This window comes from Aliiglaciecola sp. 3_MG-2023, assembly GCF_030548205.1.
Taxonomy (GTDB): domain Bacteria; phylum Pseudomonadota; class Gammaproteobacteria; order Enterobacterales; family Alteromonadaceae; genus Aliiglaciecola.
The window spans coordinates 329,937-341,705 of sequence record NZ_JAUORV010000004.1 but is presented as its reverse complement, the minus strand read 5'-3'; the positions used below and the strand labels follow the sequence as shown (position 1 = coordinate 341,705).

The window sequence follows — 11,769 nt, the reverse complement described above, 5'->3', positions numbered from 1 at the left end:
GAAGCAAAAATCATTGAGCTTGCAGAAGCCCTTGATAGCTATATCCCAGAGCCAGAGCGTGCCATTGATAAGCCATTCATTTTGCCAATTGAAGATGTATTCTCAATCTCAGGTCGTGGTACAGTTGTAACCGGTCGTGTAGAGCAAGGTATCATCAAAGTAGGTGAAGAAGTTGAGATTGTTGGTATCAAAGATACTACTAAGACAACTTGTACTGGTGTAGAGATGTTCCGTAAGTTGCTTGACGAAGGTCGTGCAGGTGAGAACGTTGGTGTACTACTACGTGGTACTAAGCGTGATGACGTAGAGCGTGGTCAAGTATTGGCTAAGCCAGGTTCAATCACTCCTCACACACAGTTTGAAGCAGAAGTGTATGTATTGTCTAAAGATGAAGGTGGTCGTCATACTCCATTCTTCAAAGGCTATCGTCCACAGTTCTACTTCCGTACAACAGACATCACTGGTGCAGTAGAGTTACCAGAAGGTGTTGAAATGGTAATGCCAGGCGACAACTTGAAATTTAAAGTTGAGCTAATCAACCCAATCGCGATGGACGAAGGTTTACGCTTCGCAATCCGTGAAGGTGGCCGTACTGTTGGTGCAGGTGTTGTAGCTAAAATCATCGCTTAATCTCGATAATAGCTAAAAAATTAAGAAAGCCGCTCCTAGAGCGGCTTTTTTGTTTTAGGCCACCTGAACGGAGTGACTAATTTGTCGGGAACAAATTAGAACAGCCGAAGGCTGGCCCCGAAGGGGTGGAATACATGGATGTATGGAATAACGTGGCCGTACTGTTGGTGCAGGTGTTGTAGCATGGTCTTCAGGCCATGGAATGTTTCAAACACGTCACGGGGCCAAAGCACCCGCCTACAGGTTATGGAATGTTTCAAACACGTCACGGGGCTAAAGAACCCGCCTACAATTTTGTAGCATGGTCTTCAGGCCTTGGAATGTTTCCATTTAGCGCGGGGCTAAAGCACCCGCCTACAGGTTATGGAATGTTTCAAATGCGCTGCGGGGCTAAAGCACCCGCCTACAGGTTATGGAATGTTTCCAATGCGCTGCGGGGCTAAAGCCGCCGCCTACAATTTTGTAGCATGGTCTTCAGGCCATGGAATGTTTCAAACACGTCACGGGGCTAAAGCCGCCGCCTACAATTTTGTAGCATGGTCTTCAGGCCATGGAATGTTTCAAATACGCCACGGTGCTAAAGCACCCGCCTACAGGTTATGGAATAGGATGAATAAAATGACGGGCTAGATCGCCTGTTTAAGGATCAGGCGTACTTATTCTGCCAAACTTCATTAGCCATAATATCTTCTGCAGATTCGATGTGATCAAGCCAGGTTTTACCTATAAGGTGATCATATTCGTGCTGAAATATACGTGCAACAAAGCCTTCAAATAAACGCTTTACCCTGTCGCCATTTTCGGCCAGATATTCAATTTCTATCCATGTAAAGCGTTTTACTTTCCCCCTCAAACCTGGGACAGATAGACACCCTTCCCAATCCTTTTCCTGAGTATCACTGCTGGCTATCACTTTCGGGTTAATCAGAACTAAGGGTTCCATATGTGGAGCATCTGGATAACGGGCGTTGGGTCGCGACGCAATAATCATTATTGCTCGTGGATCAAATACTTGCGGAGCTGCAATGCCGATACCGTTAGCGTCTAACATGGTTTGTTTTAAGCCCAAGATAAATTGTTTCAATTCATCTGTTAGCAAATCTGACGGTGGCACAGCTACCGCCGGGGTTCTTAGAATTGCTTCTCCAACTTGCGCTATTTTCATTTAGGATCGACCTTACCCCAAACAGAGTTATTTTCGACAGAGGGAGACTTAGCATTATCTTTTGCACTTTCTTTTTGACGAATTGTATTGGCTTTTTTGTATTTGTCTTTCTTAGCAACAGGAGTAGTGCTTGTTTTTGCGGCATCTGGACGATACTTAACCGTCATACCTTTTAACAGGTAACGTACTACTTGATCGCCACTTTCTTTGTAATTTCGATGATCAGGTTTCCTAAACATCGCGCTTAACTCACCTTTACTTAAACGAAAGTTAGCTAATTTTAATACCGTCAACATGTCTTCGTCGCGATAACTCATGGCAATACGTATTTTGCGTAAAATGTCGTTGTTGGATAAACGCTGGCTACCTTTTAAAACAACAGGCTCAACACCTTCTTGTTTACCGCGTTTTTGGATGATTAATCCATCTAGAAAAAGACTGAGTATCTTGTCGCGACAGAGCATGAACCCTGGCTCTTCCTCTTTTTTCATGAGCATCGATAAGTAGTCTTTTTCCATTTCATAGTTTGCTAACTTAAAAATAGCGATTGTCGCAGGGTCGTCAAGACTGAGGGCAAAGCGCAGACGGCGTAAAATATCGTTGTGATTCATAAAAAGGCCAATTTCTGTTGATTGACGTTATTCTACCTTAAACAGTCAAATAAATATCCTGTTGGATGTAATTTGCTTGAATCTAACATGGTAAATTCAGGGCAACAAATAATAGATAGGCCATTTCGGAGACAAATAAAATTAAATTGAACATTTTTTGTCATCTAAAGTATAGTAAATCGACAAGTTGACATATAAGGCCTTGATTATGAATAAAAATAGCGAGACTGAGTTTCGATTTCTAGCCGAGCCAACAGATGTTAATTTTGGCGGTAAAGTACATGGCGGAATGGTTATGAAATGGATAGATCAAGCCTCTTATGCATGTGCTGCACAATGGAGTAAACATTATTGTGTAACGGTTTCTGCCAATGCAATTCGTTTTATTCAGCCCATTTTAGTGGGGCAAATGGTGACCATTACTGCTCGCATTGTGCATACCGGCAGAACCAGTATGCATATCTATGTGGTTGTAAGGGCATCGGATCCGAAAAAAGAGGAAATCACTGATACAAACCGTTGTTTTATTACTTTTATGGCCATAGATGAAGACGGCACTCCAGTTGAAGTCCCCACGTTTACACCACACAGCAAAGAAGAAGAAATGCTTGAAAAGGTGGCAATAAGCGGTAAAGATTTTGCTAAGAAATTAGATAAACATTATCAACAAATGGTAGGTTGGTAGCTAAAAAAATAGTGGCCCTATAGGGCCACTATTTTAGACTAGACTTGAAAGTTGCCTGGCAATAACCTTGCAGCCTTCAAAGAGTAAACGTCGTTTTATTTGATTTAAAAAGCATATTTTGCTGAAAATTGTAGGCGGCTCATATCACCGTCAGCACCCGTTTCAAGTTCTCGTTTCGCATAGGCATATTCTGCACCGAAAGTAAGTTCTTTGCTTGGAGAATACAAAATATTTGCACGAGCACTGTATGTTTGCTTGGTAGTTGAACTGCCAGTCAACGCTATTTCGTTGTCAGCGCTAAACATAGAGTAGGTGAAGTTACTTCTCCACTGAGGATCCCAAACATGTCTATAAGCAATACTGAAGCCTGCGGAATCAATGGCTTCTAGTTCATTATCGGCGTTCAGAACTGCACCATTGACAGCATTAAGCGCCATATATCGACCTAAACCCTGACCATAATTGGCAGCGATACGAATATCGTCTTGGCCCAGATTAAACTTAGCAGTTAAGCTAATACCAGCACCGGTAGTTGAGGTGTCAATATCATTTTCCCCTTGCTTGTCGACGTAGGACAATTGGCGTAAGAGGCCTGCAACTGCAAAGTGACCCCAATCACCTTTAAAAGTATATCGTGCGGCTAAATCTGGTACGGGGTTATCGTCAGTTACAATGCGAGTACCACCACCTAATGGAGAAACCGTGGTTTCTGGGTTTTCTAACGAAACTTCAAAGTTTCCTGTTGAGTACTTAACCATGACTTGTCGAACAAATATTGTACCGTCAGTTGAACCAATGAAATCTAGGGTTTCGGGAAGCGCCCTGACATCCATGAAGGTAGTCCAAGTTTGTCCTATCATCCAATCGTTATACTTAATAAAAGCATGTCTGACTCTGGGCTCGTAAGAGTTACTTACACGTTCGTTTCCATCTGGGGTGACTTGGAAATCGAATTCGAGAACGCCGACAACTTTATCGCCACTATCAAGATCGGTATTAGTAGTGAATCTAAACCGTGTCTGCTTAATATGGGCATCAAATTGAGTCGATTCTTCTTCACCGCCGACGGGGGTGAGACTGGGTAAATAGAAGTCTCTTCCGATACTACCAGAGGCTAAAGTACCATCGCTATAGCTGCTGAACATGGCATCGGCTTTTAAATAGCCGCTAAATTGAACATTTGTTTTGTCTAATAGGTTGGCATTGGTTGCAGTACCATACAAAGTGCCGAGTGCTAGCGTGATTGCTGCTGTAATTTTAGTTTTCATGACTTTTCCTAGTGCAGTTTAATGCTCAGTAAATTTTGAACTAAGATTCAGTTTTTACATATAAGCGGATGGTCTATCAGACCATAGTCGTATAGTCTATAAAGTTAATTCTTGATGAATAACCTGGATGTTTTTAACTAAGTAAGACCAAAGTCAGCTTCGCTAAGACCAAAGTCGCATTCCACTCTTTAATATTAACGTTACAGTATGTGCAGTTGCTAAAAATTGTGTTGGAGAACCCTATGACAGATACACTATATCCGGTCCCAGAGACCGCTAAGCTAAATTCCCACTTAACCCCCGAACTGCATGCGCAGATGTATCAGCAATCAATAGAATCGCCCGATCAGTTCTGGAAGGAGCAAGCGGCAAACTTAGATTGGTTTACTTTTCCAACTAAAATTAAAAATACTTCTTTTGCCAAAGACGATGTGAGTATCAAGTGGTACGAAGATGGTGAACTAAACGTAAGTTATAACTGTATTGATAGACATCTTCCTGAGAAAGCCAATGATGTGGCTATTGTGTGGGAAGGTGATTCTCCAGATACCGACAGTAAAGTGACCTATCAAGAGCTTCACGATCAAGTGTGTCAACTTGCCAATGGTATGAAAAAGCTGGGAATTCAGAAGGGCGATCGCGTAGCCCTTTACATGCCAATGGTCCCCGAAGCTGCTGTTGCCATGTTGGCCTGTACTCGTATTGGCGCGATTCATTCAATTATCTTTGGTGGTTTTTCTCCCAATGCCATTGCAGATAGAATTAATGATTCTGATGCTAAGCTAATTATTACTGCTGATGAAGGTCGACGAGGAGGCAACTGCGTGCCTCTAAAGGTAAATGTGGACGATGCCCTTAAAAATGATCGTTGTCCCAGTATTGAAAACGTGATTGTTTTCAAAAATACTGGTAATGAGGTTGCGGTAGGAGAAAAAGACGTCTGGTGGCACGAGTTAACTGCTCAATGCGAAGCTACTTGTGAGCCCACTGTTATGAATGCAGAAGATCCTTTATTCATTTTGTATACATCAGGCTCAACTGGCACACCTAAGGGCGTAGTGCACACCACAGGTGGTTATTTAGTTTACGCTTCGATGACGCACAAATACGTATTTGATTATCAAGATGGGGAAATTTATTGGTGTGCCGCCGACGTGGGTTGGATCACAGGTCATACTTATATCGTTTACGGCCCCCTGGCTAATGGTGCAACCACATTAATTTTTGAAGGTGTTCCAACTTACCCTGATGTGCGCCGTATTTGTCAAATTGTCGACAAACATGATGTTAATATTCTTTACACTGCACCAACGGCTATTCGAGCGCTAATGGCACAAGGGCAATTTGCCGCCGAAGGCACTACAGGAGATTCACTTCGATTGCTAGGCTCGGTTGGGGAACCCATTAATCCAGAAGCTTGGACATGGTATTACGAAACTATTGGCCGCAGTCGTTGCCAGATTGTCGATACTTGGTGGCAAACGGAGACAGGTGGCATCATGATGACGCCATTGCCTAGTGTTACTGCTCTTAAACCCGGTGCGGCATCGATTCCATTTTTTGGGGTTCAACCTGCACTAGTTGACGGTGAAGGTAATGAGCTCAGCGGCGCTACTGAAGGTAATCTGATTATCAAAGATAGTTGGCCAGCTCAAGCAAGAACGGTTTACGGCGATCACGCTCGTTTTGTACAAACGTATTTTAGTACTTACGAAAATACTTATTTCACCGGTGATGGTTGCCGCCGTGATGAAGATGGATACTATTGGATCACCGGTCGAGTGGACGATGTATTGAATGTTTCAGGACATCGCCTTGGTACCGCTGAAATTGAGAGTGCGCTCGTGTCTCACGACGCCATAGCTGAAGCTGCTGTAGTGGGTTATCCTCACGATATTAAAGGTCAGGCCATCTATGTTTATGTCACCCCTGTTTCAGGTGTGGAAGTAACAGATGAGTTGACTGCTGAAATCCGTAAATGGGTGCGCACAGAATTAAGTCCAATCGCGGTCCCCGATTTGATTCAGTGGACAAATGGCTTACCTAAAACGCGCTCTGGTAAAATTATGCGCAGAATATTGCGTAAAATTGCAGCCAATGAATATGAACAATTAGGTGACACTTCAACATTAGCCGATCCTAGTGTGGTAGATAGTCTAATTGAACTTAGGTTAAATCGCTAAATAAGAAGTAATTGGTGATAATTAGTCTGATCTAACAATAAAGGGGCAATATTTGCCCCTTTATTCGTTAAGTTCGAGATTTTTGGTTGATTTAAGCGTATTGTCCTGATTCAATTAGAACACTTTATAGACACGCTGATAACACTATGTTCACATTGCTAATTGCTGATGATCACCCCCTTTATCGAGATGCATTGCGCTTTGCGCTAAATTTATCTGAACATCAATTAACGATTTTAGAAGCTAGTGACTTAACGCAAACTCTCGATATTATTCAAAATAATGACGTCGATTTACTGCTGTTAGATTTGCACATGCCCGGCAGTAATGACTTATTTGGTTTAATTCATATTCGCAAACTTTATCCCGAGTTACCTGTTGCTGTGGTTTCAGGTCTTGAAGATAAAAACATTGTATCCAAAGTTATTAATACTGGTGCTATGGGATTCATTCCTAAAACAACGGGTTCTGAAGATATTGCCAATGCAGTTGAAACTATCCTCGATGGCGATACCTGGATCCCGAAATCCATGGTTAACGAAATTGATGAAATGGATAGTGAATTTGCCGCATTAGCAGACAAAGTTTCTAGTTTGACTAACGCCCAATACAAAGTCTTGTGTTTTATGCGAGATGGTTTGTTAAATAAACAAATAGGCTTTGAATTAGATATTGCTGAGGCGACGGTAAAGGCCCATGTAACTGCGTTATTTAAGAAGCTTGGCATTAACAATCGTACCCAAGCAGTATTAATTGCTTCGCAACTGGAGCTTACTCCACCGGCCCCTGAGTTGTGTCATAAATAAACTCGCCTATTATTCAGTGATGAAGTGATTCAGTTTTGCGACGCACTTTTTATGAAAAAGGAATAATCGCGAAATTAAGGTTAATTCCTATTACAATAGTCAAACTTATTGTTTTAGAGTGCGCTAATGTCTGCTAAACCTGCTTCTAAACGCATTTATACTGTCGATTTAATGCGCTTTTTAGCCATTGTTCTAATGGTTATTTTTCACTTTATTTATGATCTCAAATTTTTTGGTTGGGTACCTTCTTCTATTCCTGATGGTGAAGGCTGGCGTGAGTTTCGCTACGTAATTTTGAGCCTGTTTTTCTTATGTGTCGGGTTTTCACTTGCGGCAGTCCATGGCTCAGGGTTTAGACAGAAGCACTTTGTTAAGCGATTGATACAGTTGTTATTGGCGTCTGCAGCAGTGACGATTTCATCGTTGATAATGGCACCTAACAATTGGATATTCTTTGGTGTGTTGCACTTCATTACTGTCGCTAGTTTAATTTGTGTACCCCTTTCTCGATTTCCTAAAAGCGCATTACTCATTGGCATTCTCATTATCCTTGCGTTTAATTTGAACTGGGTGGGAAGTATTTGGCCATTTCAGCCAATTCGGCATTTATTGCCTGGATACACGAACGATTACGTTGGCTTGTTTCCGTGGACGGGAGTAGTTTTAATAGGTATTTGGCTAGCTTACCAAGACTGGTTTTTACGGGATCCTGCGCGCACATTAGCGCGCAGTAAAATAGTATTATTTGCCAGTAAACATAGTTTAATTATTTATCTTGTACATCAACCCATACTATTTGCCATATTTGGACTTATTGGGGTGATATGGAAAGCCTAAAACTATTTAATAAAGCCCGTAATTTAGCGGGTTTAACGGGTTTGCTTAAATAGCTAATATTGAGTTTTTTACAAAGATCTACAATTTCAGTTTGTTGATTTGCAGTCACTAAAACAGCATGTAAGTTCTCACCAAATTGGTTACGAAGGGCTTCTATCACATCCAATCCATTCACGTTATTTGTCAAATGATAATCAACCAAAATAACATCCGGTATACGCGAGTTTAACTGCACTTTAGCCTGCGGAAGATCCAATGCCGTGATGATATTCACCTGCCATTTACTTAATACCGTTTGCATGGCATCCAGGTTTTCATCTTTGTCATCAATACATAATACCAGCATGTCTTTCAAGCCAGTTTTGTTAGTGGTTACTGTGTCCGGTTGTTGTGAATGTGACTCGCCTAATGGGAGGTCAAAACTAAAACAACTGCCTTTGTTTGGGGTAGAACGAACACTGACATTAATCGCAAGTTTACTCGACATACGGGTGACAACACCCAAACCTAAACCTACTCCATGTTGAGGGCTACCATCGACGCGATAAAAGTCGTTAAATATTCTATTCTGTTCTGCAGCTGAAATCCCGATTCCTGTATCCCAAACTTGAATGAGTATGCGACCTTGTCGTTTTCTTGCACTCAATAGTATCTTGCCTTTTTTTGTGTATTTCACCGCATTTGAAAGCAGGTTTTGTACAATACGATACAAGTGGGTTTTATCTGTGTTGACCCAATAAGCTGGAATTTGGGTGCGCAGTTGTAATCCTTTTTGTTCTGCTTTCATGGCAAACTCATCTATTAGAGAGCTGAGTAGTTCGGGTAATAACACATCTTCCATGGTTAACTTCATTTCACCTTGATCGAGGCGAGCTATATCTAACAAAGTGGCAATCAGGGTTTCACTGGAATTGACACTATCGCTAAGTTTGTTGAGAATCTCTTTAGCTTCACGATCAACATCGATTTCACCTAATGCTGACAAATATAATTTAGCGGCATTTAATGGTTGCAAAACGTCATGGCTGGCCAAAGCAAGAAAACGTGTTTTACTTGCATTAGCATCTTCAGCAGCTTTGCGAGCTTGAACTAAATCTTCTTCAAGTTGAGCTCTGCGTTCTATTTCACTGCGTAATTCAGCGTTAATTGCTTGAACTTCTTCACCTCTTTTTTCAATACGACGTTCTAAGTTTATTTTTGACTCTTCTAAGGCTTTTTGAATTTCTATATGGGCCGTAATATCGTTGAAACTAGTTACAAAACCACCACCAGGAAGGGGATTTCCAACCATTTCAATCATTTTGCCGTCACTGCGCTGACGAATAAATTTATGTGGATGGCCTGCTTTCAAGTGTGCCACGCGTTTTTGAACCAAAGACTCAATTTCACCCACACCGCATTCACCCCGTTGAGCATTGTAACGAACCAAATCTTCTATGGGGGTGCCAACATTAACCAAATCAGCAGGGTAATTAAATAACTCTAGGTAGCGCCTATTCCAAGCCACCATATTCAGGTTTTTGTCGATGACGCTTATTCCTTGATCTAGACTTTCTATTGAAGTGAATAGAGCCGTGGTGTTGAATTGCATTGCTTGAGTGGTGTCATCGAAAAAATTAACCACTTCTTCAAAATCTAATTTTTTTCCGCCCAGAGCACTATCAATTAAGGCTTTTGCACTTGAAGCGCCTAATGCGCCACCTAATGCCCGTTCGCAATACTGGAGAAATTCATGATCGGGGGATTGTTGGTCATGCAGTTTTATTTTGGCTCGATTTTCAAAATCCTCCATTAGAATCTTGACTCTAGACTCCCCAAGGAAAGTAGATAATAGTGTGGAAAGATCGCCAATAGTGGCGCTCTTGCGCTGCTTTTGAGACTCTTCGATATTCTCTTCCCGCGGAGACACAAAAGCTTGAGATTGAATTCGGTCAACTAAGCGATCTTGTGCAAAATGGGAAAAGAGCAAGTAACAACTTGTGTTGGCGAACAAACTAACCATTGCCGCCACACTAATTACTTCTGACTGTAATTGAGAGGTGGTGACCTCGTTTAACATGGGAAACATCAACCACATCACCCAAGTTAAAAAACCCGCAAGCAAGCCCGCATAAACGCCATGGGCATGCCCTTTTTTCCAATAAAGTCCGCCTAAAATAGCAGGCAATAACTGCACAACTAACGAAAATGCCACTAATCCAATGGACAGTAATGAACGACTGCCAGTCATTTGTTGATGATAGAAATAGGCTAGGGCAATGAGTGTTGCGATAACCAAACGTCTGACTAACAGAATGGTTTTAGCATAATTAAACAAAGGCGCATTGTGATTTTGACGAGACAACATCTTAGGTAAGATTACGTCATTGGTAACCATAGTACTGAGGGTTAAGGTGGCGATAATAATCATCGCCATTGCCGCGGATAAGCCCCCCATGAAGACCAAGATTTTAACGAATAGTGAGTCTGACAATATGGCTAAGCTAAGCACGTAGGTATCGGGTTCTTGAGCACCAATCAAGGTTTGTCCAGCTGCGGTAATGATGGGGATAACAGCGGCAGTGACAGCTAAATAAAGTGGAAATAAGAAGCGCGCAGTTTTCAGGTGAGATAGCTTTAAATTATCTACGACAGCCACATGAAATTGCCGTGGTAAACAGATGATGGCAGCAGCAGACATCAAGGTTTGAGCGAAAAATGGTAAGGTGCTGAATTGTGCAGCTGAGTTAAATTTTGAAAGTGCTTTGCTAAATTCTTCGGGGTTGTCGACTACCGCCCAAACGTAAGCGAGGGAGGCGATTACGATTAAAGCAATGAGTTTTATGCTGGACTCAAAAGCAATGGCGAGCATCAATCCTCTTCGGTATTCAGTCACATCTGAGTGTTGTGTGCCAAAATAAATCGCAAAGAATGCAATAAATACAGAGGCGATTAACACAATGACTTCACTGTGTTGTTGTTCGGTAATTAATTGAAATGCCGAGCCAATAGCTTTGAGTTGCAGTGCCATATAGGGAATCGTTGCCAAAAGCGCAATAAAGGTGACTAACAAGGCAACGGTTTGTCGCTTACCGTACCGAGAGGCAATGAAGTCGGCAATAGTCGTAATATTTTGTCTCTTACTGACCAAAATCAACTTATAAATGAAGCGATAACCAAACAGGTAAACCAATATTGGCCCTAACAAAATAGCAATATATTGCCATTGATTCCGAGACGCCTCTCCCACCATGCCAAAGAATGTCCAGGCTGAACAATAAATTGCTAAAGCAAGGGAGTATACGATTGGATGCGACGTGATCGCACGCGCCAAAGGCGTGTTTCTATCACCCCAGCGAGCGATCCAAAATAACCCTGTTAGATAAATTAAGGCTAATAAAACCCAACCCAATGTCATTTAATTCTGTACCTAAAACACTATCGATATTAGTAATTTAGCACACTTTTGAAAAATAAATTGTGGTACTACGACCATAGTCTCATTTCACTACTAGTAATACATGGATAGATTAGAAAACGTTCGGAATGGCAGTCATTCTGATTGAAAAAATTCAAGGCTTTGGGCGGCACTATTTTTTGCGTTT

10 protein-coding genes are annotated in these 11,769 nt (G+C 41.7%); 6 read left to right on the top strand and 4 right to left on the bottom strand.

The window, feature by feature from the left end; all coding sequences use genetic code 11:
* Nucleotides 1–630: EF-Tu/IF-2/RF-3 family GTPase (locus tag Q4574_RS06735; RefSeq protein WP_303472828.1), on the top strand; the 630-nt coding region annotated here is incomplete at its 5' end.
* A gap of 417 nt (nucleotides 631–1,047) precedes the next feature.
* A complete protein-coding gene (locus Q4574_RS06730; protein ID WP_303472827.1) occupies nucleotides 1,048–1,260 on the top strand; it encodes a hypothetical protein in 213 nt (70 codons plus the stop codon).
* Between the two features lie 16 nt (nucleotides 1,261–1,276).
* On the opposite strand, the gene def is transcribed toward Q4574_RS06730, so the two are convergent.
* Nucleotides 1,277–1,795: a peptide deformylase gene (gene def, locus Q4574_RS06725; protein WP_303472825.1), complete on the bottom strand. Its 519-nt coding sequence runs from the start codon at nucleotides 1,793–1,795 to the stop codon at nucleotides 1,277–1,279.
* Nucleotides 1,792–2,406, bottom strand: coding sequence for a DUF1456 family protein (locus tag Q4574_RS06720; protein WP_303472823.1), 615 nt, complete (start codon nucleotides 2,404–2,406; stop codon nucleotides 1,792–1,794). The genes def and Q4574_RS06720 overlap by 4 nt, the downstream gene beginning before the upstream one ends.
* A 208-nt stretch (nucleotides 2,407–2,614) precedes the next feature.
* Between Q4574_RS06720 and Q4574_RS06715 the strand changes: the two genes are divergently transcribed.
* Complete coding sequence (locus Q4574_RS06715; RefSeq protein WP_303472821.1) at nucleotides 2,615–3,091, top strand: acyl-CoA thioesterase; 477 nt, start codon at nucleotides 2,615–2,617, stop codon at nucleotides 3,089–3,091.
* 104 nt (nucleotides 3,092–3,195) lie between these two features.
* Here Q4574_RS06715 and Q4574_RS06710 read toward each other — a convergent pair whose 3' ends face one another.
* On the bottom strand, nucleotides 3,196–4,359 hold the full coding sequence (locus Q4574_RS06710; RefSeq protein ID WP_303472820.1) for a DcaP family trimeric outer membrane transporter: 1,164 nt from the start codon (nucleotides 4,357–4,359) through the stop codon (nucleotides 3,196–3,198).
* A gap of 242 nt (nucleotides 4,360–4,601) precedes the next feature.
* Between Q4574_RS06710 and acs the strand changes: the two genes are divergently transcribed.
* From acs to Q4574_RS06695, 3 genes are all read left to right on the top strand, one after another.
* Complete coding sequence (gene acs, locus Q4574_RS06705; protein ID WP_303472817.1) at nucleotides 4,602–6,542, top strand: acetate--CoA ligase; 1,941 nt, start codon at nucleotides 4,602–4,604, stop codon at nucleotides 6,540–6,542.
* A 146-nt stretch (nucleotides 6,543–6,688) separates the two neighbouring features.
* On the top strand, nucleotides 6,689–7,348 hold the full coding sequence (locus Q4574_RS06700) for a response regulator transcription factor (RefSeq protein ID WP_303472815.1): 660 nt from the start codon (nucleotides 6,689–6,691) through the stop codon (nucleotides 7,346–7,348).
* 126 nt (nucleotides 7,349–7,474) lie between these two features.
* Nucleotides 7,475–8,185 carry a heparan-alpha-glucosaminide N-acetyltransferase gene (locus tag Q4574_RS06695; RefSeq protein WP_303472813.1) on the top strand — a complete coding sequence of 237 codons (711 nt, stop codon included), beginning with the start codon at nucleotides 7,475–7,477 and terminating at the stop codon, nucleotides 8,183–8,185.
* Here the strand turns inward: Q4574_RS06695 and Q4574_RS06690 are convergent.
* Nucleotides 8,160–11,582, bottom strand: a complete 3,423-nt coding sequence (locus Q4574_RS06690; protein WP_303472811.1) for a PAS domain-containing hybrid sensor histidine kinase/response regulator — start codon at nucleotides 11,580–11,582, stop codon at nucleotides 8,160–8,162. The two genes, Q4574_RS06695 and Q4574_RS06690, sit on opposite strands and share 26 nt — an antisense overlap.
* Nucleotides 11,583–11,769: the final 187 nt, after the last annotated feature.

What these genes read in the sequence shown, in the direction of transcription:
- Q4574_RS06730 (WP_303472827.1), top strand. Translation starts at nt 1,048, where the DNA reads ATGTTTCCAATGCGCTGCGGGGCTAAAGCCGCCGCCTACAATTTTGTA.
- def (WP_303472825.1), bottom strand. Translation starts at nt 1,795, where the DNA reads ATGAAAATAGCGCAAGTTGGAGAAGCAATTCTAAGAACCCCGGCGGTA.
- Q4574_RS06720 (WP_303472823.1), bottom strand. Translation starts at nt 2,406, where the DNA reads ATGAATCACAACGATATTTTACGCCGTCTGCGCTTTGCCCTCAGTCTT.
- Q4574_RS06715 (WP_303472821.1), top strand. Translation starts at nt 2,615, where the DNA reads ATGAATAAAAATAGCGAGACTGAGTTTCGATTTCTAGCCGAGCCAACA.
- Q4574_RS06710 (WP_303472820.1), bottom strand. Translation starts at nt 4,359, where the DNA reads ATGAAAACTAAAATTACAGCAGCAATCACGCTAGCACTCGGCACTTTG.
- acs (WP_303472817.1), top strand. Translation starts at nt 4,602, where the DNA reads ATGACAGATACACTATATCCGGTCCCAGAGACCGCTAAGCTAAATTCC.
- Q4574_RS06700 (WP_303472815.1), top strand. Translation starts at nt 6,689, where the DNA reads ATGTTCACATTGCTAATTGCTGATGATCACCCCCTTTATCGAGATGCA.
- Q4574_RS06695 (WP_303472813.1), top strand. Translation starts at nt 7,475, where the DNA reads ATGTCTGCTAAACCTGCTTCTAAACGCATTTATACTGTCGATTTAATG.
- Q4574_RS06690 (WP_303472811.1), bottom strand. Translation starts at nt 11,582, where the DNA reads ATGACATTGGGTTGGGTTTTATTAGCCTTAATTTATCTAACAGGGTTA.